21 protein-coding genes and 1 other RNA gene are annotated in these 23089 nt (G+C 67.9%); 7 read left to right on the forward strand and 15 right to left on the reverse strand.

The window, feature by feature from the left end; genetic code table 11:
• Positions 1–3: 3 nt before the first annotated feature.
• The 4 genes from PV762_RS08855 to mraZ are packed head-to-tail and all read right to left on the reverse strand — an operon-like array spanning position 4 to position 3612.
• Positions 4–1824, reverse strand: a complete 1821-nt coding sequence (locus tag PV762_RS08855; protein WP_421034657.1) for a peptidoglycan D,D-transpeptidase FtsI family protein — start codon at positions 1822–1824, stop codon at positions 4–6.
• On the reverse strand, positions 1821–2171 hold the full coding sequence (gene ftsL, locus PV762_RS08860) for a cell division protein FtsL (protein WP_421034658.1): 351 nt from the start codon (positions 2169–2171) through the stop codon (positions 1821–1823). Before ftsL ends, PV762_RS08855 begins: the two co-directional genes overlap by 4 nt.
• Positions 2168–3178, reverse strand: coding sequence for a 16S rRNA (cytosine(1402)-N(4))-methyltransferase RsmH (rsmH, locus tag PV762_RS08865; protein ID WP_421034659.1), 1011 nt, complete (start codon positions 3176–3178; stop codon positions 2168–2170). Before rsmH ends, ftsL begins: the two co-directional genes overlap by 4 nt.
• Before the next feature lie 5 nt (positions 3179–3183).
• Positions 3184–3612: a division/cell wall cluster transcriptional repressor MraZ gene (gene mraZ, locus PV762_RS08870; protein WP_421034660.1), complete on the reverse strand. Its 429-nt coding sequence runs from the start codon at positions 3610–3612 to the stop codon at positions 3184–3186.
• Between the two features lie 514 nt (positions 3613–4126).
• On the opposite strand from mraZ, the gene PV762_RS08875 reads away from it, so the two are divergent.
• A complete protein-coding gene (locus PV762_RS08875; protein ID WP_421034661.1) occupies positions 4127–4333 on the forward strand; it encodes a hypothetical protein in 207 nt (68 codons plus the stop codon).
• A 104-nt stretch (positions 4334–4437) separates the two neighbouring features.
• Positions 4438–4965 (forward strand): hypothetical protein, encoded by a 528-nt coding sequence (locus PV762_RS08880; RefSeq protein ID WP_421034662.1) that lies wholly within the window; start codon positions 4438–4440, stop codon positions 4963–4965.
• A gap of 39 nt (positions 4966–5004) precedes the next feature.
• On the opposite strand, the gene PV762_RS08885 is transcribed toward PV762_RS08880, so the two are convergent.
• Complete coding sequence (locus tag PV762_RS08885; protein WP_421034834.1) at positions 5005–6120, reverse strand: MBL fold metallo-hydrolase; 1116 nt, start codon at positions 6118–6120, stop codon at positions 5005–5007.
• A gap of 221 nt (positions 6121–6341) precedes the next feature.
• On the opposite strand from PV762_RS08885, the gene PV762_RS08890 reads away from it, so the two are divergent.
• Positions 6342–7016: a TetR/AcrR family transcriptional regulator gene (locus PV762_RS08890; RefSeq protein WP_421034663.1), complete on the forward strand. Its 675-nt coding sequence runs from the start codon at positions 6342–6344 to the stop codon at positions 7014–7016.
• 135 nt (positions 7017–7151) lie between these two features.
• Here PV762_RS08890 and PV762_RS08895 read toward each other — a convergent pair whose 3' ends face one another.
• Positions 7152–8117, reverse strand: coding sequence for a carbonic anhydrase (locus tag PV762_RS08895; protein WP_421034664.1), 966 nt, complete (start codon positions 8115–8117; stop codon positions 7152–7154).
• Between the two features lie 83 nt (positions 8118–8200).
• A complete protein-coding gene (locus PV762_RS08900) occupies positions 8201–9451 on the reverse strand; it encodes a multidrug effflux MFS transporter (protein WP_421034665.1) in 1251 nt (416 codons plus the stop codon).
• A gap of 214 nt (positions 9452–9665) precedes the next feature.
• On the opposite strand from PV762_RS08900, the gene PV762_RS08905 reads away from it, so the two are divergent.
• From PV762_RS08905 to PV762_RS08915, 3 genes are all read left to right on the forward strand, one after another.
• On the forward strand, positions 9666–10637 hold the full coding sequence (locus tag PV762_RS08905; RefSeq protein WP_421034666.1) for a Gfo/Idh/MocA family protein: 972 nt from the start codon (positions 9666–9668) through the stop codon (positions 10635–10637).
• 24 nt (positions 10638–10661) lie between these two features.
• An RNA gene (gene rnpB / locus PV762_RS08910) (RNase P RNA component class A) lies at positions 10662–10997 on the forward strand.
• Between the two features lie 98 nt (positions 10998–11095).
• Positions 11096–11563 (forward strand): GNAT family N-acetyltransferase, encoded by a 468-nt coding sequence (locus PV762_RS08915; RefSeq protein ID WP_421034667.1) that lies wholly within the window; start codon positions 11096–11098, stop codon positions 11561–11563.
• Positions 11564–11601: 38 nt separating this feature from the next.
• On the opposite strand, the gene PV762_RS08920 is transcribed toward PV762_RS08915, so the two are convergent.
• From PV762_RS08920 to PV762_RS08930, 3 genes are all read right to left on the reverse strand, one after another.
• Entirely contained in the window at positions 11602–12684 is a 1083-nt protein-coding gene (locus PV762_RS08920) for an FHA domain-containing protein (protein ID WP_421034668.1), read from the reverse strand.
• The gene (locus tag PV762_RS08925; RefSeq protein ID WP_421034669.1) at positions 12666–14129 is read right to left on the reverse strand and encodes a trypsin-like peptidase domain-containing protein; all 1464 of its coding nucleotides are present in this window, start codon (positions 14127–14129) and stop codon (positions 12666–12668) included. Before PV762_RS08925 ends, PV762_RS08920 begins: the two co-directional genes overlap by 19 nt.
• 166 nt (positions 14130–14295) lie before the next feature.
• Positions 14296–15513: a cyanophycinase gene (locus PV762_RS08930; protein ID WP_421034670.1), complete on the reverse strand. Its 1218-nt coding sequence runs from the start codon at positions 15511–15513 to the stop codon at positions 14296–14298.
• A 298-nt stretch (positions 15514–15811) separates the two neighbouring features.
• Between PV762_RS08930 and PV762_RS08935 the strand changes: the two genes are divergently transcribed.
• Entirely contained in the window at positions 15812–18613 is a 2802-nt protein-coding gene (locus PV762_RS08935; RefSeq protein WP_421034671.1) for a TonB-dependent receptor, read from the forward strand.
• 3 nt (positions 18614–18616) lie between these two features.
• Here PV762_RS08935 and pyrC read toward each other — a convergent pair whose 3' ends face one another.
• The 5 genes from pyrC to PV762_RS08960 all read right to left on the reverse strand — a co-directional run bounded on the left by pyrC (position 18617) and on the right by PV762_RS08960 (position 23026).
• A complete protein-coding gene (pyrC, locus tag PV762_RS08940) occupies positions 18617–19651 on the reverse strand; it encodes a dihydroorotase (protein ID WP_421034672.1) in 1035 nt (344 codons plus the stop codon).
• 241 nt (positions 19652–19892) lie between these two features.
• Complete coding sequence (locus PV762_RS08945; RefSeq protein WP_421034673.1) at positions 19893–20627, reverse strand: amino acid ABC transporter ATP-binding protein; 735 nt, start codon at positions 20625–20627, stop codon at positions 19893–19895.
• A 10-nt stretch (positions 20628–20637) separates the two neighbouring features.
• Complete coding sequence (locus tag PV762_RS08950) at positions 20638–21318, reverse strand: amino acid ABC transporter permease (RefSeq protein ID WP_421034674.1); 681 nt, start codon at positions 21316–21318, stop codon at positions 20638–20640.
• 1 nt (position 21319) lies between these two features.
• Positions 21320–22054 carry an amino acid ABC transporter permease gene (locus PV762_RS08955; protein WP_421034675.1) on the reverse strand — a complete coding sequence of 245 codons (735 nt, stop codon included), beginning with the start codon at positions 22052–22054 and terminating at the stop codon, positions 21320–21322.
• 78 nt (positions 22055–22132) lie between these two features.
• A complete protein-coding gene (locus tag PV762_RS08960) occupies positions 22133–23026 on the reverse strand; it encodes an amino acid ABC transporter substrate-binding protein (RefSeq protein WP_421034676.1) in 894 nt (297 codons plus the stop codon).
• Positions 23027–23089: the final 63 nt, after the last annotated feature.

A 23089-nucleotide genomic window follows, 5' to 3' on the forward strand; every position in this document is an offset into this window, starting at 1 on the left:
CGCTCAGAAACTCTCGTCGACGGCTTGCAGCCGCTGCTGCGCCACGATCTGCGGCTTGACGTCGAGGTCCGGCGGCTCGCCCAGCAATCTGAGCGTCTGCGCCACGACCTGGCTGAACACCGGACCCGCGACCGCGCCGCCGAAGTACTGACCGTTCTTCGGCTCGTCGACCATCACCGCCACGATGATGCGCGGCTTGGAAATCGGCGCGATGCCCACGAACCACGAACGGTATTTGTGGCTCGCGTAGCCCTTGCCTTCCTGCTTGTGCGCCGTGCCGGACTTGCCGCCGACGCTGTAGCCCGGGACCATCGCCTGCGGCGCGGTGCCGCCGGGGCCGGCCGCCATCTGCAGCATCCCGCGGATCTCCGCGGCGACCTTGGGACTGAAGACCTTGATCCCGTTCACCGGCTGGTCGGCCGGACGCTTGGTCATCGTGATCGGGATGATGTCGCCTTCACGCGCGAAGACCGTGTAGGCGCGCGCCAGCTGCAGCAGCGACGCGGACAGCCCGTAGCCGTAGCTCATCGTCGCCTGCTCGATCGGCCGCCAGCTCTTCCACGGACGCAGCTTGCCGGTCACCGCACCGGGGAAGTCGATCTGCGGCCGCTGGCCCAGGCCGATCGCGGTGAACATCTCGTGCATCTCGCGCGGCTGCATCATCAGCGCGAGCCGCGCCGCGCCGATGTTGCTGGACTTCTGGATCACCTGCTGCACGGTCAGGTCGCCGTGCGGGTGCGCGTCGGTCGGCGACCAGCCCGAGATCACCACGCTGCGCGGACCGGTGCTGAGCAGCGTGTCGGGACGCACGCGGCCGGTCTCCAGCGCGAGGCCGGCGGTGAACGGCTTCATCGTCGAGCCGGGCTCGAACACGTCGGTCAGCGCGCGGTTGCGCAGCTGCTCGCCGGACAGGTTCTGCCGGTGGCCCGGGTCGTAGCTGGGGAAGTTGGCCAGCGCCAGGATCTCGCCGGTGCGCGCGTCCAGCACCACCACCGACCCCGCCTTGGCCTTGTTCTCCGCCACCGCGTCGCGCACGCGCTGGTAGGCGAAGAACTGGACCTTGGCGTCGATCGACAGCTCGATGTCCTTGCCGTTGGTCTCGGGGACGCGCTCGCCGATGTCCTCGACGACGCGGCCCAGCCGGTCGCGCACGACCGAGCGCGACCCGTCGCGGCCCTGCAGGTCCTTCTGGAACGCGAGCTCGATGCCTTCCTGGCCCTGCTCTTCGATGTTGGTGAAGCCGACGATGTGCGCGGCGGCTTCGCCTTCGGGATATTGGCGCTTGTATTCGCGGTCCTGGAACACGCCCTTGAGACCGAGTTCCTTGATCTTGCGCGCGGTCTCGTCGTCCGCCTGACGGCGCAGGAAGACGAAGCGGTTGGCCGGATCCAGGCGCTTGTCGAGCTCCGCGCGCGACATGTCCAGCAGCTTCGCGAGCTGGCGGCGCTTGTCGGGGTCGGTATCGACTTCCTTCGGGAAGGCCCAGATCGAGGGCACGGCGACGCTGGCGGCGAGCACCTGGCCGCCGCGGTCGCTGATCTTGCCGCGGCTGGCGGGCCGCTCCATCTTGTGCGCGTAACGGGCCTCGCCCTGACGCTGGAAGAAGTCCTCGCCGATCAGCTGGATGTAGGCCGCGCGCGCCAGCAGGCCGGTGAAGGCGAGCCCCACCAGCGCGACCAGGAAACGCGAGCGCCACGGCGGCGTCTTCGACGCCAGCAGCGGGCTGCTCGAATAGCTGACGCCGCGCGTCACGCCGTTTCTGGCGGCATTGCGAGACGCGTTGCGGGCGCTGTTGCCCAGCTTCCTGCGGAGCTTGCCGATCATCGGGCCGCTCCTTGCGCCGACCCTTGCGCCGACCCCTGCGCATTCGCCAGCGGGCGGCCGCGGACGCCGCTCGCCTCGATCGCCGGCGCGTCGGGATTGAAGGTGATCGCCGGCGAGATCGGACGCATCTTCAGCCGCTCGCGCGCGACCTGCTCGACGCGCAGGTTGGTCGCCTGCGCCTGGCGGTCGGCCATCAGCTTCTGGTAGTCGGCCTCGAGCCGGCGGCCCTCGGTCTGCGCGCGGTCGAGCTCGGTGAACAGGCGGCGCGAGTCATAGGCGCTGCGCACCATGTAGACGCCGGAGACCATCACGGCGGCGATCAGCAGGAGGTTGAGGCGGCCGATCATTTGCGGCCTCCCTTCCTGCGCTTGCCGGTGTCTGCCGGGACCGGCGGCGGCAGCGGCGCGTCGGTGCGTTCGGCCACGCGCAGGATGGACGAGCGCGCGCGCGGATTGGCCGACACCTCCGCCTCGCTCGGCTTGATGCGCGCGATGGCGCGCAGCGGCTGCGGCTTGGGCTCGGCGAACGGGGCGCGGCGGTCGAACACTTCCTTGCTGTGCTCGGCGATGAAGTTCTTGACGATGCGGTCTTCCAGGGAGTGGAAGCTGATGACCGCCAGCCGGCCGCCCGGCTTCAGCTTGGACAGCGCCGCGTTCAGCCCCTGCTGCAGCTCTTCAAGCTCGGCGTTGACGAATATCCGTAGAGCCTGAAATGTGCGCGTCGAAGGGTCCTTGCCCGGCTCGCGGGTTTTGACTGCACCAGCCACGACCTGGGAAAGCTCGGCGGTTGTGAGAACAGGGCGCCCGCCTTCCCGGCGAGCCACAAGCGCCTTTGCAATCGGGAGAGCAAACCGTTCTTCACCATAGTCGCGGATCACCTGTGCGAGTTGATCCACCTCCGCGCGGGCGATGAACTCCGCGGCGCTCTCGCCCCGCGTCGTGTCCATGCGCATGTCGAGGGGACCGTCGAAGCGGAAACTGAAGCCGCGCTCCGGGTTGTCGATCTGAGGGCTGGAGACGCCCAGGTCCAGCAGGATGCCGTCGACCTGCGCGATGCCCAGCGCGTCGAGTTGCGCGGCCATGTCGGCGAACGCGCTGTGGCAGATGTGGAAACGCGGGTCGTCGACCCGCGTTGGTCCGGTCGTCGCGGCCGCGACCGCTTCGGGGTCGCGGTCGATGGCGATCAACCGCCCTTTCTCCCCCAGCCGCGACAGCAGCAGGCGCGAATGGCCGCCGCGCCCGAAGGTGCCGTCCACGTACAGGCCGTCGGGGGTCGTGAAGACGCCGTCCACCGTCTCGTGCAGCAGCACGGTGGTGTGGGAGAAGGCGGGGGTGGCGGGGGACTGCTCGCTCATGACGGTCAGAAGCTGAAGTCTTGGAGCACGGCCGGCATCTCGGACTGCATGACGGCGGCCTCATGGGCGGCGTAGGTCTGGGCGTCCCAGAGTTCGAAGTGGCTGCCCATGCCGAGCAGCATCGTGTCCTTCTGCAGGCCGGCCGCGGTGCGCAGTTCGGGGGCGATCAGCACGCGGGCGGCGGCATCGATCTCGACGTCCTGGGCATTGCCGAGGAACACGCGCTTCCAGCCGGCGGCGGACATGGGCAGCGCGGCGACCTTGTCGCGGAACTGTTCCCAGGCGGGACGGGGGAAGACCATCAGGCAGCCTTCGGGGTGCTTGGTCAGCGTGAGCTGGCCGCCGCACAGCGCCTGAAGCACATCGCGGTGACGCGCAGGGACGGTCAAGCGCCCCTTGGCGTCCAACGCCAAGGCACTCGCCCCCTGAAACACGACATTCGCCACTTTGCCCCACCGAATTGCACTTTCTCCCACTTTAATGGCGGGTTGGAGGGCGGTCAAGGAAATTTGGCTTTTTTCCCAATCAAATCAATTACTTAGCTCCCATTATCAAGCCAGTGCATGAAATAAAAGTTGTTCAAAATGAAGGACTTAAGAACTGCTGTGCAAGTGATGGATCAACTCAAAGGGGCTGTCGTACCCACACGAAACCGGGACAGCCGCTTCGGACGGGTCGCACCGAAAAGCGGGGCCGGCGGCAACGACGCCCCCCTTCAAGCGGTCCGAAACGGCCCCGCGGTGGTGGAAAAGTGGGGGCCATGCAAAAAGCCCGGCCAGGCCGGGCTTTGGGGGAGGGAGGGGCGTTGCGGGAGCTTCGCGCAGACAAGCGGTGTTCTGCAGCTGGCGTTTGGTTCGCCCCCAACCGAGGCCTTGTGGCAACCTCTGAGGGCCGCTTCCCGCTGGCGTATATTCGTTTCCAGGGTAAGGCCCTTTTCTGGAGCGAATCGTGCAGAACGCGGACTTTGAACAACGTGCCATCGCCTTGGGCGAGAGCTTCGCCAACTCGGTTGAGTTGGGCGAGACGCTGCTCGCCGCCCAGCAGGCGTGGGCGGCTGCGGTTGGCGGCGCCGGCGGAACGAACTCGTCAACGGCATTGATCGAAAGACTGTGCGACCAGCCGTTCGCGTTGTCTCGCACGTACGACGACTTCTGAGCCCCGCGCCTCCACGATCAAGGCACGGTTCTCCGTGCCTTTTTTCTTGCCCGGTTCAGATGGCCACGGATTCCGCTACGACCAGCCCCTCTACCTATCGGCAGATGTTCTCGATCATCGTGTCGAGCTTCGCCGACAGCACTGATGTCGCAACCTGCTACGCCATCGCCTGTCCCGGCAGGGCCATTGACGACCAGGAGATCGTGGGCATCACGTTTCCACTGGAGGAACTGGTGCTGCGCAATCTGGAGGCATACGGCAGCGAGGTGCTGTCCAACCGGAACAGCCCGCATTACATGCTCAAGGACGTCACCCCTTTCATCGAGAAGTACATGATCCGGTTCGACGTGGCGCCGTCCGGTCCCGACCTTCTCAAGTACACGCTCGCCTTCGGTCTGGGCTTGGAGGCTTACGCCAAGAAGACGGCGGAACGTCCCATCGTGACGAAGATCGTCCAGATTCAGACCGTTCGCCGGGTGCGCACGGTCGCGGGCTTGGCCCGCGCCGATCGAGTGCCGCCGCCAGTGGTGATGGCCAAGAAGATTCTGAAGGTGTGGAACGAGGAACGCCGCAGCGACCTGCTCGGCCAGTACGGGACGTACGTGGCCTTCAAGACCTGGAGCCTTGGCTGACCCGAGGACACCTCTAGGTGAGCCGCTGATAGCCCTCGTTCAGCGACCGACCGCCGACGCCGCCGGCTCGCCAGCCATTCCGGCCTCCGGCGCACTCACCGCGGCCCCCTGCCACCATTGCGGCGTCGGCCCCGGCTGCTCGATCGCCAGGGGGGCACCGATCACCGGCGTCACCAGCTCGACGTTGCGCAGCCGCGCCAGCGCGCTGATGCGCTCGAAGGGGTCCTGCCAGCGGTGCATCGCCAGGTCGAAAGTGCCGTTGTGGATGGGCAGCAGGCGCTTGCCCTTCAGGTCGACGTGCGCCTGCATGGTCTGCTCCGGCTGCATGTGCACGTACGGCCAGCGCGGGTCGTAGGCGCCGGTTTCCATCAGCGTCAGGTCGAACGGTCCGAAACGCTCGCCGATCGCCTTGAAGCCGTCGAAGTAGCCGGTGTCGCCGCTGAAGAAAACGCGCAGATCGTCATCGATCAGCACCCACGAGGCCCACAGCGTCGAGTTGCGGTCGCTCAGGCTGCGGCCGGAGAAATGCTGCGCCGGCGTCGCCGTCAACTGGACGCCGGCGATCGAGGTGCCCTGCCACCAGTCGAACTGCTGCACCTTGGCCGCGGGCACGCCCCAGTCGATCAGGCGCTGACCCACGCCCAGCGGCGTCACGAAGTGGCGCACCTTGGGCGCGAGCGCGAGCACGGTGTCGTGGTCGAGGTGGTCGTAATGGTCGTGCGACAGGATGACCGCCTCGATCTCGGGCAATTCGTCGAGCGCGATCGGCGGGGCATGGAAGCGCTTCGGACCCATGAACGAGAACGGCGACGCGCGCTCCGAGAACACCGGATCCGTCAGCCAGAAGCGTCCGCGCAGCTTCAGCAGCACCGTCGAGTGTCCGAGACGGAACAGCGTCCGGTCCGGCGCCGCCAGCAGCTGGTCCTTCGTCAGCGCCCTCACCTCGATGGGCGCATCCGGCGCGGTGCCGGCAGGCTTGTGGAACATGAAGTCCCACATGATGCCCATCGTCTTCCAGAAGCCCTGCTCGGGCTCCACGGCGGGGTTGCGGAACTGGCCCTTCGCCCATTGGGGCGACTGCTCCAGGGACGGCTGGGTGCCCTCCTGAGCAGGAGCGGTGGCGCCATTGGCGGGCACCACGGCGGGGGAGGACATCACGCGGGAAGCGGTCATGGCAAGGGCTCCAACAATCAGGACGGCGGCAAGGCCGCTCAGCACGGTGAGCGGACGCAGCGCGCGGGCGGTGCGGACGGAACGAGCGACAGGGCGTCGGGGAGAGGGAAGGCTCATCTGAAACTTGCACTACACAGTGTAGTTTTTCTGGAGTCTAGAGCGTGGAATCTGAAAAGTAAACTCCCCGGTGTAAGATTCTGCCCATGACTTCCGACGACGCCGTGCCCCAATCCGCGCCGACTCCCGAAGACCTCACCGCCATCGGCGAGGCGGAGCGCACGCGGCTGACCGACCGCAAGCGGCAGGCGATCGTCGACGCGGCGATCGCCGAGTTCCGCGAGCACGGTTTCGAGGTCGCGAACATGGACCGTATCGCGGGTCGCGCGCAGGTTTCCAAGCGGACCGTCTACAACCACTTCAGCGGCAAGGACGCCCTGTTCGACGCGATCCTGGAGCGGCTGTGGGTCGCGACCGAGGCGACGCTGAAGCTGACCTACCGCGCCGACCTGCCGTTGCGCGAGCAACTGCTGACGCTGGTCGAGCAGAAGCTCGCGATGAGCGACGACCCGCAGTTCCTGGACCTGGCGCGGGTGCTGATCGCCGAGGCGATCCATGCGCCGCAGCGGGCGCGGGAGATGCTGTGCCGGCTCGGCGGCCGCGAGGAAGCGCTGACCGTGTGGATACGCGCAGCGATGGCCGACGGCCGGCTCAAGCCAGGAGATCCGGCGTTCGCCGCCTCGCAGCTGCAGGCGCTGGTGAAGGGCTTCGCGTTCTGGCCGCAGATCACGATGGGGCAGCCGCCGCTGGACAAGGCGCAGCAGCGGCAGGTGGCCGACTCGGCGACCGACATGTTCCTGGGCTTCCACGCCCTTCCCTGAACGGCGCGAAAGGCCCAAAGAAAAGGGCCGGGGCGTGGATCCCACGCCCTCGGCCCCAAGCGGAACATCCTTCTTCCGCGGCTCAGTCGGTCAGCGTCCCGAGGGCCCTGCCCCCTCGCGGCTTGCGTGATGTCGTCAGTTCGATTCCTTGATCAGGCGGCCCGACGGCGCCTGCAGAGGGCGGGCATTCATCGGGTACAGGTGTGAGAACACCGAGATCTGTTGCGCCGAGACCTGGACGGGTTGGCGCAGCACCAGCCACAGCACGCCTTCGGTGCAGGGCGGCGTCGTCATCGACCCCATGTACGAGAAATAACCCTGGTCCTTGGGCAGCAGCTGGGTCAGGTCGATGGGCACCGGCGCGGTGTAGGTGTCACCCCGTTCCAGCGGCAGGTGGTTCCACACCGTCTGGATCAGCGCCTGGTCCTGGCCGCGTTCCAGCAGCACCGCCACCGTGGCCTCGCGTCCGCCGGCATCCTTGTGGACCAGATGCGCCACCATGTCGTACTGGCGGCCGTTGATGCGTTCCTCGCTGGGGCGGTGGAAATGGAATTGCTGCAACTCGTACCGACGACCCATGATCGTCAGGCCGTTGCCCGGCGCCACGTTCACCTGGATCGTGTGGCCGTCGTCGACCACCGAGAAACTGCTGGGCTTGTAGTCGAACTGGATGCGCTCCTGATCGACCTTGATCGTGTCGCGCAGGTCGATCGGACTCTGGCGGGTGCCGATCGCGCACTGGCGGAATTCGGGCTGCAGCTGACCCCATTTGTCGGGGGCGCCCTCGCCGGTGTAGGACCAGGGCGTCGACGACTTCGCGCCGGATGCCGCGGCGGCGGGCTTGGCGGCGCGGCGGGCGCGCTGGTCGACCGGGTTGCTGGTCTTGACCTCCGGGGGCGCGCCCGCCGGCTTGGTGCTCAGCTTGAGCGCGGCGGCGTCCTCCTTCAGGCGGTCCGCCAGGCGGTCGCGCAGTGGTTCGCCGGAAACTTCCCCTTTCGGAGCGGGCGCGGGCGCGTCAGCCGCGCGGGACGCTGCCGGCCACAGCAGGAACAGGCAGAGGGCCGCCGGCAGCAGGGCGCCGGATCCGGGACGGTCAGACATGAAGGGGGCTCCGGGGACAGAAGGATCGCCCTTCTATTTCGGAGCCTGGCCCGCCATCTTGAGGGCGGGACGATGTCGCGATGTCACGCCTCGGGGCCGGGCGTCGGCGTGGGCGGCACGGCCGCCGCCGCGGACACCTCGCGCTTGACCCAGGTCCAGGCCGCCAGGCCGATGCACATCATCGCGGCGGACGTCACCGCCAGCGCCAGCATCGAATGCATCACCAGCGGCACCAGCACGCCGGCGACGAGGCCGTTGGCGGCGCTGCCGATGCAGGCCTGCAGCGACGACGCCATGCCGCGGCGCTCCGGCGCCTGGTCCAGCACCAGCAGCGTCACCACCGGCACCATCAGGGCCCAGCCGAACGCGAAGCTGCTGATCAGCGGGAAGGCCCAGTACGGGCTGTGCGGCAGCGTCAGGTTGCACACGACGTTGGCGATGGACGTGAAGCCCATGATCAGGAAACCGCGCCGGATCTGCTTGCGCGGCGCGATCTTGCCGGCCAGTCGGCCGCTCAGCCAGGCGCCGCCCATGATCCCGCCGATGCTGAACAGGAAGAAGATGAAGAACTGCGTCGGCGCCAGGCCCAGGTGCTCGCCCAGGAAGACCGGCGCCGCCAGCACGTAGAGGAACATGCCGTTGAACGGGATGCCGCTGGCCAGCGCCAGCAGCAGGAAACGCCGGCTGCCGACCAGCGAACGGTAGCCCCGCATCAGCGAGCCGACCCGGAAGGGCTGGCGGTGGTCGCGGTGCAGCGTCTCGGGCATCAGGCGCCAGGTGACCGCGAACAGCAGCGCGCCGATGAAGACCAGGAACCAGAAGATCGCGTGCCAGTCGGCGTGCACGTAGAGGAAACCGCCGATCATGGGCGCGATCGCCGGCGCGAGGCCGAAGAAGATCGTCACCTGCGACATCACCCGCTGCGCCTCGGATGGCGGGAACATGTCGCGGATGATGGCGCGCGAGACCACGACGCCTGCCCCGGCCGACAGGCCCTGCACCGTGCGCCAGAACACCAGCTGGCCGATGCTGCCGGCCAGGGCGCAGCCCATCGAGGACAGCGCGAAGACGGCCATGCCCCAGAGCACGACCGGCCGCCGGCCGAAGCTGTCCGACAGCGCGCCGTGGAACAGGTTCATCACCGCGAAGCCGAGCAGATAGCCCGACAGCGTCTGCTGCATCTCGATCGGTGTGGCGTCCAGCGCCTGCGCGATGCCGGCGAAGGCCGGGATGTAGGTGTCGATCGAGAACGGCCCCACCGTGGCCAGGGCGGCCAGCAGGATGGCGAGGGCCCAGCGCGGCGCGCGCCACAGTTGGCTGGCTTCGGGGTTCATGCGTGGGTGTGTTGCGAGCGTGCGGACGGGAAGCCGCCGACGATAACGCCCGGCAAGCGGCGGGACCGGCCGTCATGCCGACCGGGAACGACGCTTGCGGGGGAAGCGTGCGCGGGCCGCCCGGGTTGGCCGGACGGCGGTCGCCAGTGTAGCGGGGCCCCTACACTGCGGGACTTTTGCGGAACTTCGGGCGGGGAACGTGGTGCCAGGCGTATTGAGCATTGGGGTGGTCGGGCTGGGCGTGATGGGTCAGCGGATGCTGGCGCGTCTGGCGGGGCACGCCCGCCTGCGGGTGACCCGCGTCTGGGACGAGAACCCGGCCGTGCTGGCCCAGGCGCTGGCCCACTACCCGCTGCTGCGGGCGGCGACCAGCGCCGAGGCGCTGATCCAGGAACCGGGTCTGCACGGCCTCTACATCGCGACGCCGCCGGGACCGCACATCGCCTTGACGGAAGAGGCCTTCGACGCCGGTCTCGCGGTGCTGTGCGAAAAGCCCCTGACCACCGACTTCGCGGCCGCGCACGCCTGCATCGAGCGCATCGAGCGCGAGCGCCAGCGGGCGGCCGTCAACTACTCGCTGGCCTCGTCGACCGGGCTGGCGCAGCTGCAACTGGCCTTTGGTGCGGGATCGCGGCGGCCGCTGGGGGCCCTGCACGGCGTCAGCATCGACCTGCGCTTCTCGGCCTGGCCGCGGCCGTGGCAGGCCGGTGCCGGCGCGTGGCTGTCACAGCGCGCCGAGGGCGGCTTCTCCCGCGAGGTGCTGTCGCACTTCATCTTCGTGCTGCAACGGGTGCTGGGACCGGCCCGCGTCGTCCGCAGCACGGTCGACTACCCGGCCGACGGCGTCGGCTCGGAACAGGCGGTGGAGGCCGAACTGGTCGCCGGCGGCGTGCCGGTGGCGATCAGCGCGCGCCTGGAGGGCGACCGCGCCGACGACAACCGCATGCTGTGGCGCGCCAGCGAGGGCGAGATCGAGTTGCGCGACTGGTTCGGCGTGACGCAGCAGCGCCAGGGCGAACGCGTGCAGAGCATGGGCGACGCGGAGACGCTGCGCATGAACGGCATGACGGACCAGCTCAGCCACTGGTCGGCGATGCTGGACGGCCACTCGCACAGCCTGCCGGGCTTTGCCGAGGCGCTGGCGGTGCAGAAGACCATCGAAGCGGTGCTGGCCGGCAAGGCCTGACCCGCGGGGTAAACTCGCCCCCGTGAAGCAAGCCAGACCGCCGCTGGTGCGATCGTGGAAACACGGCACTGGAGGAAGGTCCGGACTGCATAGAGCGGCGTAGCAGCTAACGGCTGCCCGGCGAAAGCCGAGGATCAGAGCAACAGAGACGAGTCGATGGCGGCGCAAGCCGCCATCGGGTGAAACGGGCAATCTCTACGCGCAGCAACACCAAGTAGGCCAGCGTCGATGCGGCTCGCAGAGCTGGCGGGTAGGTGGCACCGAGCCGGGCAGTGATGCCCGGCCCAGAGGAATGGCGGTCACGCGGGGAATCGCAAGAGGATCCGCGCACAGAATCCGGCCTATCGGCTTGCTTCACATTTATGACGACGCTGCAGGCCCAACATCGGCTTGCAGTGCTTTTCAGGGTCTTTCACGGATCCCGTGCGTCTGGGCACATCGGTTGCTACCTTCGTGGCATGCAGATCGAACCCCTGGACCCTCACAGCCCCGCCGCGATGTCCCTGCTGGCGCAGTCTGACGCGTACATGGCGGCCCTTTATCCGAGCGAGAGCAATCACCTCGAGGACGCGCAGGCCCTGGCGCAGCCCCAGGTGCGCTTCATCGGCGTGTGGCTCGCGGAGTGGCTGGCCGGCTGCGCCGCGGTCAAGGTCGTCGACGACGCCGAAGGCCCGTACGGCGAGATCAAGCGGGTCTTCGTCCAGCCGCACTTCCGGGGGCGCGGGATCTCCAAGGTCCTGATGGAGGAGCTCGAATCCCATCTCAGGGCGAAAGGCATCGAACTGGCGCGCCTGGAGACCGGCGTGCACCAGCCCGAGGCCCTCAAGCTCTACGAGACGCTGGGGTACGACCGACGCGCGCCCTTCGGCAGCTATGCCGCGGACCCGCTGTCGGTCTTCATGGAGAAGCGGCTGACGGCCAACTGAGGACCGCCGGGCCGGATCACGCCTCGCTCACCCCTCGATCATTCTTCGTTGTCGCCGCTGCCGCCGGCCTGCTCGTTGCGCTTCTCGGCCTGGCGCAGCAGCGGCGCCTCGAGCTTGTCCATGCCGTCGATGAAGCTGTCGACCGGCTTGGGCGACACCAGGCGAAGAGACGGCGGCGCCAGCGTGGCCATGTAGCTCGGGCCCAGCCAGTACTGCTGCTCGGTGCGACGTCCCACGGTCAGGGCCAGGCCCACGAGGCACATCGCGCCGATGCCCACCGCCACCCGGCGCGAGGCGCGCGGCCACACGACGGTCGCATGCCACCACAGCAGCAGCGCCGCGCCCACCGACATGAGTACCGGCTCCAGCGCCAACAGGCGCGGGGCGTTCAGCGTGTAGCCCAGCAGCGGCAGCAGCAGGTCCAGCAGCTGCATCGCGACGGTGGCGACCAGGGCCCGCCACAGGTGCGCGCCGAACGCGAACCAGTGCCGGAACAGCTGCGTGACGAGCGCCCAGAGCGCGGCCCAGATCAGCGCCACGCCGATGGGCGCGAGCAGCGCGCTGACCGTGTCGACCCAGCTCGCGGAGCCGTCGTTGGCCGCCCAGTTCGCGCCCCACAGCATCAGGGCCCACAGCACCAGCAGCGCCGGCAGCGCCCACGACGGCCGCGCATCGCGCTTGACCGGCTCGTCGGCGCGGTTCAGAGGCTTCTCGGCCGGCAGCGCATCCAGCGCGGTGCGCAATCGCAGCCGCGTCGTGCCGATCTGCAGCAGGGCCGAGGACGGCCATGCCGCGCGGCTGCCGGCCGCCAGTCTGCGTCCGTCCAGCCAGGCGCCGTTCTGGCTGGGCAGCAGTTCCAGCACCGGGCCGTCGGCGGCCGGCGAGGCGCCCGCGTCCGGCGTCCCGTCGCTGCGTTCGGTGCCGGGTGCAGCGGCAAGGTCAGCGGCGGGTTCACCGCGATCCCAATGCAGCAGCGCATGCGCGCCGGCCAGGTGCGGGTCCGACAGGACGAGGTCGCAGTCCGGCGAACGCCCGATGCGCAGCGGCCACGCGCGCACCTTGTGCACCTCCCGGCAATGACCGTCCCGGTCGACGATCTCGATTACCGCGGCGTGGTCCATGCGAATCCTTGGAGATAGTGGCGCGTCAGCTGGGTGGCATTCGCGAAGCTGACGCCGCGGGCGTCGAAGCGGCCGAGGGCACCTTCGGTCGGGGCGTCCACGTTGGTGACCAGCACGGTGAGGTCGAAAAGGCCCTCCAGCTTGCGGTACGCCCGCAGGCAGGCGACGGCGCGCAGCGGCGGACCGTCCTTCTGCTGGACGAAGTCCTCCTTGCAGTAGGGCGCGGTGCGGTCGCGGTCCGGGCCGCCGAGGCGTTCGTTGCGGAAGCTCGCCGAGTAGATCGCCGAGAAACGCAGCGCGCCCAGCTTGCTGCCGTCGTAGACCTCCTCGGTGACGCCGAAGTAGCCGGTCTGCAGCGACTCGCTGATGAACAGCGCATGCTCCATCCGGCACTGCGTGCGCTGCATCTGCAGGCCCTGCTCGTCGGCGGAGGAACCGCTGCCCCAGCAGCGCATGTACTCCTCCTGCGGGATCGGGAAACGGTAGCGCGGATGCGTCAGCGTGCGCCACGGCTGCGCCAGGAAATTGCGCGAGAGCTCGTCCTGGTAAGCCATCAGCTGCTGGCGCAGCTTGGGCCAGGCGGCGCCCTTGATCGGCGTGGCGTTGCGGCTGCGCGCGAGCAGCGCGGCCGCGTGCTCGCCCGGGACCAGGAAGCTCATCTGCTGCGCGAAGATCATGGTCGACACGTTGATGCCGACGATCTCGCCGTCCTCGTCGATCACCGGACCGCCGCTCATGCCGGGGTTGATCGAGCCGGAATAGTAGATCAGCGGGTCGAAGCTGCGCTCGACCAGGCCGTTGTAGGTGCCCTCGACGACGGCGAAGGCGACGTCGTGCGGGTTGCCCATCGAGTAGATGCGCTCGCCCTTGGCCAGCGGCTGCTCGGCCTTGCGGAACACCAGCGGGGTGCCGGTCATGCGGGCGACGACGCCCTTGGGATCGGCCTTCGCGTCGCCGGGCTTGGCCACGATGCGCAACAGCGCGAGGTCGCGGCGGGCGTCGAAGTCCAGCAGCTCGATGTCGCCGCCGTCGCCCTCGGGCGTCTGGAACTTCAGCTGGTAGCGCTCGGGCTCCAGCGCGTGCTGGCTGATGACGTGGTAGTTGGTGATCACGTGGCCTTCGGCGCTGACCACGAAGCCCGAACCCACCGAGGCCTGGCTGCCGTTGTAGAGCGTGCGGACCTGCAGCAGCTGCGCGCGGCTGCGGTCATAGAGCCGGCGGGCGCTGGCCGAGACCGGCGCGGACGAGATCGCCTGGCTGGCGGCGGTCGCCGGAGCGCCTGGCGGAACGGTCGGCTGGGTCGGCACGGCGGGCGATGCCGGCGTCATGGCGGGCAGCGGCGCGGGGCGTGTCTGCGCCGCGGTGGGCAGGCCCAGCGCCGCGCTCAGCAGCAGCAGGACCGCCCCGACGGCGGCACGCCCTGGGGTGAGAGGTTTTCGCGACAACGCAGGAGACTCCAGGAGAAGAGCAGGTAAGGGCAGGAAGGGCAGGACGGGAGCGAAGGGCAAGGAAGAGCGGACGCCGCATGCTAGCGGCTTTGCAGAGGCCGCCAGCAATCCGGATGCCGGACGGCCTTGCCGGTCGCCCGGGCGACCTTGGTCGCCGCTTGCCTCACTGCTGTGGTCGTTCGCCCGCAGGCGGTTCCTCGGCCGCGGCGGGCTTCCTGGTGCGAGGCTCGCCCGGCCAGGGACCGAACAGCGGCAAGGGCATGCGCACCGGGGTCACGTCGAGGTAGAGATTGACCACCGTGTAGTCCTCGGGACCGAGTTCGTCCGTGCTCCAGCCGATGCTGCCCGGGCCCTTGTAGAGCCGGAACAGGAAGCCCAGGTCCGCCAGCGTGTCGCCGGCCTTGGGCGCGGCTTCGAAGCTCAGGCCGCGGAACTCGGGCTGGACGCTGTCGATCAGGATGGACATCGCCGTGGAGATCGTCGAATCGCCCAGCATGTCCGTGTAGAACTGTGGCAGCGTGTAATAGGGCTTGTAGTCGGGCGCGCCGGGTTCGAGCTTCTGGCCGCGCAGCTTCACCGGCGAGGGCGTGACGCCGCGCGTGCGCAGGTTCATGCGGTCGCCGTGGTCGAGGTAGGTCAGCCGGGCGTTCTTCAGGTTGAAGACACCGAGACTGCGGTCCGACGACGCCTCGCTCAGGTCGACCAGCAGCGCGCCCTTGTGGCCGAGGATCTCGACCTCGTCGCCGCGGATCACGGCGGCGGAGTTCTCGTCCACGCCCAGGCCCAGCTTGTAGCCCTTGGCCAGCATCAGCGGCACCATGCGGCCGAAGCGCCCGCGCTTGAGGAAGTGCTGGTCGACGAAGAGTTCCGGCCCGACGAAGCCCAGGCCGCGGTCGATCTGCTTGCCCTCCTCCCACTGGCCCTTGAGGATGCTGATGACGCTGGGGGCGTCGCGGAACATCACCGTGCTCATGATCGCCGCGCCGGCCGAGGTACCGGCGACGACGCCGCCCTTGCGGTAGACCTCCCAGATCGCGTCCAGCATGGGCGTCGAGTGCCCGCCCGGGTAGAGCACGTCGACGATGCGCTCCTGCGAGCCGCCGGTGAAGAAGATGCCCTTGGCGTTGCGCACCTTGGCGATCAGCGCGGCGTCGCGCACGACCTTGTTGAGGTCGACCCACGAGAACTTCGGCGCCACCGGCAGCGCCTCGGCGAAGGCGCCGCGGCGCTGCAGCTGCTCGACGACCTGCTTGGCGCTGGCCTCGGGGTCCTCGGCCGCGGTGCCGAAGACGACGAACCGCGCGCCGCGTCCGCCGGCCAGGGCGATCAGGCGGTTCCAGACTTCGTCGTTGTCGGCCTTGAGCGCACCGCCGATGGCCATGGCGTGACCTTTAATGGGGACATCCGACAGGGGGGCAGGCGTTGCCTGGCCGGACCACGCCAACAGAAGCGCAGCAGCGGCGCACCACAGCACACAGCGAACGGACATCGTCAGAGCCTCCCGCCGCGCGATGCGGCCTCTCACCCCACCATAGCCTCTCGAACCCACCAACGGGTGACCAATGGTCACCGCCCAGTTGCTTCGTCGCGACTGTCGCGGGTCATCACCCTTGTCCGTGACGGCCCGCTCCCTAGACTGGTTCGACAGAGCCACCCCCATCGGCCTCCGGGAGCCCCTCATGACCGTCCGATCCCCGCGCCCCTCGCCCGTCACGCTTCGACCGCCGTTCGCTCCGCGTGTCTGCGCGGCCGCGGCCCTGGTCGCACTATGCGGCGTGGCGCACGCACAGGTCGCGCCGCCGGACCCGGCGGCCTCCGCGCCGTCGGCGCAGAAACTGCAGCGCGTGGAGATCACCGGCTCCGCGATCAAGCGCATCGCCGACGAAGGCGCCCTGCCCGTGCAGGTGATCAACCGCACCGACATCGTGAAGGCCGGCGTCACCACGGCAGCCGAGATCATGGCGACGGTCTCGGCCATGAGCAACGCGCTGACCGACGGGGTCAGCATCGGCACGGGCGGCGTCAAGGACCAGATGGGCTTCAACTCGGCCAACCTGCGCGGACTGGGCACGTCGTCGACGCTGGTGCTGCTGAACGGCCGACGCATGGCCAACTTCGCCTCGCCGGGCGACGACAACGGCGTCGACCTCAACAACATCCCCGCCGCCGCGATCGAGCGCGTGGAGGTGCTGCTCGACGGCGCCTCCGCGATCTACGGCACCGACGCCATCGGCGGCGTCGTCAACTTCATCACCCGCAAGGACTACCAGGGCGTGCAGCTCGACGTCTACGGCGGCAAGACCGGCGAAGGCGGCGCGGGCAAGCGCACCGCGTCCATCGCCGCCGGTCACGGCGACCTGGCGCGCGACGGCTTCAACGTGATGGGCGTGCTGGACTTCCAGAAGACCGACGCGCTGCGGACCTCGCAGCGCGACTTCATCTCCGACCTGCGCATCCCCGAGCGGCTGCCGCACCTGCTGTCGGGCGTGACCTTCCCGGGCAACATCCGCCTGAGTTCCGACCAGCGCGACTATCTGCAGGAACAGGGCTTCCTGCTCAACGGCCGGCCCATCACGAACCGCACGATCAACCTGAGCATCCCGGACTGCCAGGCGCCGCACACGCTCTACCTGCCGGCCGGCATCGGCGGGGTCGACGCCTGCTCGTACGACTACATGCGCGACCTCGAGCTGTATCCCAAAACCGAGAAGGGCAACGTCCTCGGCCGCGGCGTCGTGGCGCTGGGCGGCAACCACCAGCTCTTCGTGGAGGCCTCCTACTCGCGCAGCAAGAGCTGGTACGTGGGCACGAGCAACCGGATCGACGCACTGCTCGACGTGTCCATGATCCCGGCGCTGGCGGCGACCGGCCTGGCCGACGTGGATCCGGAGATCGAGGTCCGCACCCGCATGCTCGAAGCCGGCAATCGCGCCAGCGAGCTCACCAGCACCGGCAGCCGCGTGGTGCTGGGCATGACCGGCACGGTCGGCGCGTGGGACTACGACTGGGGCCTCAACCACAGCGTGAACCGGATCTCCGACCGCGACGTGCGCGGTTACCTGCCCTACAACGCGACGATGCAGGCCTATGCCGACGGCCTCCTGAATCCGTTCGGCCCGTCCAGCCAGGCGGGGCTGGACTTCCTGCGCGACAACAACATCAACCAGGAAGTGCGCCGCGCGCGCGGCACCATGGACAGCCTGGACGTCAAGGCGACGCGCACGCTGAGCCGTCTGGCCGGCGGGGACATGGCGATCGCGGTCGGTGCGGAAATGCGGCGCGAGAAGTCCGAATCGTCGGCCAGCGACCTGCTGCTGTCGGACGACATCCTCGGCGACCCGACGCCCGGCGACGCGCAGTTCACCAAGAACGCGCGCAACATCTGGGCCGCGTACGGGGAGCTGCTGGTGCCCTTCGCCAAGCAGTGGGAACTGCAGCTGGCGCTGCGTCATGACCACTACCAGAAGATCGGCGGCTCCACGAATCCCAAGATCGGCCTGCGCTTCGCGCCGATGAAGGACCTCACCTTCCGCGCCTCGGCAGGCACCGGCTTCCGCGCGCCGTCGATGAACGACCTCTACCGCTCGGTGAAGACCAGCACGACGCCGGTGCTCGCCGACCCGGTCTGCATGCGCGAGAACGACAACGACCTGACCAGTTGCTCGGACTTCTGGGAAACGCGCATCTACTCGAACGCCAAGCTGAAGCCGGAGAAGTCGCGGCAGTTCTCGATCGGGGTACTGACGGATCCGACGCCGAACTGGAGCATCGGCCTGGACTACTGGAACATCGAGAAGCGCAACCTGATCAGCACGATCGGGGAGGACGTCATCCTGGCCAACGCCGACAAGTACGCCTCGCTCATCCACCGCTACAACGACGCGGTGCCGGTCGACGGCTGCGACTTCGACCCCGACGATTCGTCGATCTGCTTCATCGAGCTGCACAAGGAGAACCGCGGCAAGCAGAAGGCCTCCGGGCTGGACCTGACGCTGCAGTTCCGCTCGCCCGCCACCGATTGGGGACGCTTCGGCGCCCGGCTGGTGGGCACGCTCACGCTCTCGTCGAAGAAGCAGACCGGCGACGGAGATCCGTTCATCAGCAACCTGGGCCGCTTCGTCACCGACGGCGTCGTGCAACGCTGGCGCCATCGGCTGAACTTCGACTGGTCGCGCGGACCGTGGAGCCTCAACCTCGCCAACACGTTCTACAGCGGCTACGACGACCAGAACTCGGCCATCGACAACGACGCCGGGAACATCGTCTCGAGGAACAGGGTGAAGGCGTACTCGCTGTGGGACCTGGCAGGCGGATGGGAAGCCACCTCCGCGCTCACCCTCCGCGCCGGGGTGAAGAACCTGTTCGACAAGGCGCCGCCGTTCTCGAACCAGGCCTACTTCTTCATCTCGGGATACGACCCGAGCTATACCGACCCTCGCGGACGGTTCTTCTATCTGTCGGCGTCGTATCAGTTCAAGTGAGGGTCAGTCGAGCTTCCAGGTCATGACTTCACCGCCGCGCAGCGGCTTGAGCTGCGCCGCCTCGCCAAAGGGGACGGCGTCGGGGAGCGTCCAGTCGGTCTTGCGCAGCGTGACCTGCGTGGTGTTGCGCGGCAGGCCGTAGAAGTCGGCGCCGTTGAAGCTGGCGAACGCTTCGAGCTTGTCGAGCGCGCCCGCGGCCTCGAAGGCCTCGGCATAGAGCTCGATCGCGGACAGCGCAGTGAAGCAGCCGGCGCCGCACACCGAGTTCTCCTTCATCACCGACGCATGCGGGGCGCTGTCGGTGCCGAGGAAGAACTTGGCGCTGCCCGAGGTCGCCGCCTTGATCAGCGCGAGGCGATGCTCCTCGCGCTTGAGCACCGGCAGGCAGTAATAGTGCGGACGCAGCCCGCCCATGAAGATCGCGTTGCGGTTGTAGAGCAGATGCTGCGGCGTCACGGTCGCGCCGGTGAAGCGGTCGGCACCGGTCACGTACTGCGCGGCTTCCTTCGTCGTGATGTGCTCGAAGACGACCTTCAGCTCGGGGAAATCCTTGCGCAGCGGCTGCATCACGCGGTCGATGAAGAAGGCCTCGCGATCGAAGACGTCGACGTCGCCGTCGGTCACTTCGCCGTGCACCAGCAGCAGCAGGCCGGCCTTCTGCATGGCCTCCAGCGTCGCATAGGTCTTGCGGATGTCGGTGACGCCGGCATCGCTGTTGGTCGTGGCACCGGCTGGATACAGCTTCAGCGCGACGACGCCAGCAGCCTTGGCGGCGGCGATGTCCTCGGGCGTGGTGCGATCGGTCAGATAGAGCGTCATCAGCGGCTCGAAGTCCACGCCGGCGGGTACCGCGGCGAGGATGCGCTGGCGATACGCGAGGGCCTGTTCAGCCGTCGTGATCGGCGGCTTCAGGTTCGGCATCGCGATCGCGCGCGCGAACTGGCGCGCGGTATACGGGACGACGCTCTGCAGGGCGGCACCGTCGCGCAGGTGCACGTGCCAGTCGTCGGGACGGGTCAGGACAAGGGTTTCGCTCATGGGGCGGGATTGTCGCACCGCCCCAAATGCTGCCCCGCCAGCAGCATCAACATGCCGATGCTCCTGGATTGATGCCAGGTGTTGCCGGGCGGATTCCCGCACGACGTCACCACACCTCGTGCGACTCGCCGCACAAATCGGTCAGATCGCGACCACCTCGATGGGTGTCAGAACGCAAAAGGCCCGCACCTTGCGGAGCGGGCCTTCTGGACGGAACGCGGGACGCCGGAGGCGTCGGGGTTCAGTGCTGCAGGATCTTCGCCAGGAAGTCCTTGGCGCGCGGCGAGCGCGCTTCCGGATCGCCGAAGAATTCGTCGCGGGTGCAGTCCTCGATGATCTTGCCGGCGTCCATGAAGATGACGCGGTGGCTGACCTTGCGCGCGAAGCCCATCTCGTGCGTCACGCACATCATGGTCATGCCCTCGTTGGCCAGCTGGACCATCACGTCCAGCACCTCGCCGACCATCTCGGGGTCCAGCGCCGAGGTCGGCTCGTCGAACAGCATGACGATCGGGTCCATCGACAAGGCCCGCGCGATCGCCACGCGCTGCTGCTGGCCGCCCGACAGCTGGCCCGGGAACTTGTCCTTGTGCGCCATCAGGCCCACGCGCTCCAGCATCTTCAGCCCGCGGGTCTTGGCGTCGGCCATGTTGCGGCCCAGCACCTTGACCTGCGCCAGCGTCAGGTTCTCGGTCACCGACAGGTGGGGGAACAGCTCGAAATGCTGGAACACCATGCCCACGCGCGAGCGCAGCTTGGGCAGGTTGGTCTTGGGATCGGTCAGGCTGGTGCCGTCTACCACGATGTCGCCCGCCTGGATCGGCTCCAGCGCGTTGACGGTCTTGATCAGCGTGGACTTGCCCGACCCCGACGGGCCGCACACCACCACCACCTCCCCCTTCTGGATGGTGGTGGAGCAATCGGTCAGCACCTGGAACGGGCCGTACCACTTGGAAACGTTCTTGATGTCGATCATGGAGCGGACCTCAACGGATGATGGCGATCTTCTTCTGCAGCCGGCGGACCAGCATGGAGAGGCTGAAGCAGATCACGAAATAGACGACGGCGACGAAGAGATAGGTCTCCATCGGCCGACCGAAGTTCTTGCCGGCGACCTCGAAGCCCTTCAGCAGGTCGTACGCGCCGATCGCATACACGAGCGACGTGTCCTGGAACAGCACGATGGTCTGCGTCAGCAGCACCGGCAGCATGTTGCGGAAGGCCTGCGGCAGCACCACCAGGCTCATGGTCTGGCGGTAGGTCATGCCCATCGCGTACCCCGCGTAGACCTGGCCCTTGGACACCGACTGGATGCCCGCGCGCATGATCTCCGAGTAGTAGGTGGCCTCGAACAGCGTGAAGGTGATCAGCGCCGTGGTCTCCGGCTTGAAGGTGCTCCAGCCCAGCGCGCCCGTGGCGTACGGCAGCAGCAGGTAGCACCACAGGATCACCATCACCAGCGGGATGGAGCGCAGCGTGTCGACGTAGAACGCCGCCGGCCTTTCCAGCCACCACCGGCCCGACAGGCGCATCAGCGCCAGCACCGTGCCCAGCACGATGCCGCCGATCATGGCCGAGATCGTCAGCTGGATGGAGAACCACAGGCCCTTGGCCACGAAGGACGTCAGGACGTCCCAGGTCAGGAACGAGAAATCGAGTTGCGTCATGTCACTTCGCTCCCAGGATGCCGGGCACGCGCACGTACCACTCGATGCCCTTGGCCACGCGGTTGATCGCGTAGGCCGAGACGAAGTACAGCAGCGTCACGGGCAGGAAGATCTGCACGAAGCTGGACTGCTCCGACGCCTGCAGCGCGAACTGCGCCAGCTCGGGCACGCTCACCGCGAAGGCCACCGCCGAGTTCTTGACGATGTTCATGCTTTCGCTGGTCAGCGGCGGGATGACGATGCGGAACGCCATCGGCAGCAGCACATGGCGGTAGGTCTGCGGCAGGGTCAGCCCCAGCGCCTGGCCCGCATAACGCTGACCCTTGGGCAGCGTCAGGATGCCGGCCTTGACCTGCTCCGCGACCCGTGCCGAGGTGAACAGGCCGATCGCGATCACCACCAGGATGGTGGGCGGCAGGTCCAGCACCGGGAACAGGCGCGGCACCACGTGATACCAGATGAACACCTGGACGATCAGCGGAATGTTCCGGAACAGCTCCGTCCAGGACTCGCCGAACATCGCCAGTTTCCTGTTCGGCACCGTGCGCAGCACGCCGATCAGCGATCCGGCCACGAGCGCCACCAGCAGCCCCACGACCGAGACGAACATCGTCCAGCCCCAGCCGTGGATCATCGCGTCCAGGTAAGTCTCATAACCGGGAGCACCGAAACACTTCGGCGCGACCTCCTCGGTCACCATGTCTGTGCAGTACAACTGCCAATCCCAGCTCGCCATGGCGTGCTCCATCCAACACTACGAAGGCCTGTTGCGACAAGGCGCCCCGCGGGGCGCCTTGTGCTCAGGCGAGGACCATCACTTCTTGGCGTATTCCTCGACGGGCTTGTCGTTCGGGTTCGCCCAGGCGTCCTTCGTCGCGGCCGTGGCCGGCAGGCCCACCTTGGTGTTGGTCGGCGGGATCGGCTGCGTGAACCACTTGTCGTACAGCTTGGCGATCTCGCCCGACTTCATCAGGCCCTTGATGCTGTCGTCCACGGCCTTCTTGAAGGCCGGGTCGTCCTTGCGGACCATGATGGCGATCGGCTCGACCGACAGCACTTCGCCGACGATCTTGAAGCCCGCCGGGTTGCGCGACTTGGCGATGTTGCCGGCCAGGATCTGGCCGTCCATCACGAAGGCGTCGGCGCGGCCCGACTCCAGCAGCAGGAAGCTGTCGGCGTGGTCCTTGCCCAGCACTTCCTTGAAGTCCACGCCGTTGGCGCGCTCATGCTTGCGCAGCAGCTGGACCGAGGTGGTGCCGGTGGTCGTCGCGACCGTCTTGCCGTTCAGCTGGGCGATCGAGGTGATGCCCGAATCGGCCTTGACCGCGATGCGCACTTCCTCGACGTAGGTCGTGACGGCGAAGGCCACGTCCTTGGCGCGGGTCATGTTGTTGGTGGTGGAACCGCACTCGATGTCCACGGTGCCGTTCTGCACCAGCGGCACCCGGTTCTGCGAGGTCACCGGCAGGTACTTGATGTCCAGCTTGGACAGGCCCAGCTGCTTCTGGACGTCGCCCAGCACCTTCTGGCAGATCTCGACGTGGTAACCCACGTACTTGCCGTCGCCGAGCGTATAGGACAGCGCGCCCGAGGACTCGCGAACGCCCATGGTCACGCTGCCTGTGTCCTTGATCTTCTTGAGCGTGTCGGCCTGCGCCACGCCAACCAACGCCGCGCCAAGGGCCAGTACCAGCAATGCCTTCTTCATAGATGCTCCTGCTTGTTCGGATTCAAAAAGCGGATTCAGGGAGGTTCGACCGGTGAGCCTCCC

The sequence above is a fragment of the Mitsuaria sp. CC2 genome (genome assembly GCF_048957715.1).
GTDB lineage: Bacteria > Pseudomonadota > Gammaproteobacteria > Burkholderiales > Burkholderiaceae_C > Roseateles.

Coding starts and splice junctions, on each gene's coding strand:
- pyrC (WP_421034672.1), bottom strand. CDS start 19,651: ATGAGCGAAACCCTTGTCCTGACCCGTCCCGACGACTGGCACGTGCAC.
- PV762_RS08955 (WP_421034675.1), bottom strand. CDS start 22,054: ATGGCGAGCTGGGATTGGCAGTTGTACTGCACAGACATGGTGACCGAG.
- PV762_RS08880 (WP_421034662.1), top strand. CDS start 4,438: ATGTTCTCGATCATCGTGTCGAGCTTCGCCGACAGCACTGATGTCGCA.
- PV762_RS08930 (WP_421034670.1), bottom strand. CDS start 15,513: ATGGCCATCGGCGGTGCGCTCAAGGCCGACAACGACGAAGTCTGGAAC.
- PV762_RS08890 (WP_421034663.1), top strand. CDS start 6,342: ATGACTTCCGACGACGCCGTGCCCCAATCCGCGCCGACTCCCGAAGAC.
- PV762_RS08895 (WP_421034664.1), bottom strand. CDS start 8,117: ATGTCTGACCGTCCCGGATCCGGCGCCCTGCTGCCGGCGGCCCTCTGC.
- ftsL (WP_421034658.1), bottom strand. CDS start 2,171: ATGATCGGCCGCCTCAACCTCCTGCTGATCGCCGCCGTGATGGTCTCC.
- PV762_RS08950 (WP_421034674.1), bottom strand. CDS start 21,318: ATGACGCAACTCGATTTCTCGTTCCTGACCTGGGACGTCCTGACGTCC.
- PV762_RS08885 (WP_421034834.1), bottom strand. CDS start 6,120: ATGTCCTCCCCCGCCGTGGTGCCCGCCAATGGCGCCACCGCTCCTGCT.
- PV762_RS08855 (WP_421034657.1), bottom strand. CDS start 1,824: ATGATCGGCAAGCTCCGCAGGAAGCTGGGCAACAGCGCCCGCAACGCG.
- PV762_RS08960 (WP_421034676.1), bottom strand. CDS start 23,026: ATGAAGAAGGCATTGCTGGTACTGGCCCTTGGCGCGGCGTTGGTTGGC.
- PV762_RS08915 (WP_421034667.1), top strand. CDS start 11,096: ATGCAGATCGAACCCCTGGACCCTCACAGCCCCGCCGCGATGTCCCTG.
- PV762_RS08935 (WP_421034671.1), top strand. CDS start 15,812: ATGACCGTCCGATCCCCGCGCCCCTCGCCCGTCACGCTTCGACCGCCG.
- PV762_RS08945 (WP_421034673.1), bottom strand. CDS start 20,627: ATGATCGACATCAAGAACGTTTCCAAGTGGTACGGCCCGTTCCAGGTG.
- PV762_RS08920 (WP_421034668.1), bottom strand. CDS start 12,684: ATGGACCACGCCGCGGTAATCGAGATCGTCGACCGGGACGGTCATTGC.
- rsmH (WP_421034659.1), bottom strand. CDS start 3,178: ATGAGCGAGCAGTCCCCCGCCACCCCCGCCTTCTCCCACACCACCGTG.
- PV762_RS08900 (WP_421034665.1), bottom strand. CDS start 9,451: ATGAACCCCGAAGCCAGCCAACTGTGGCGCGCGCCGCGCTGGGCCCTC.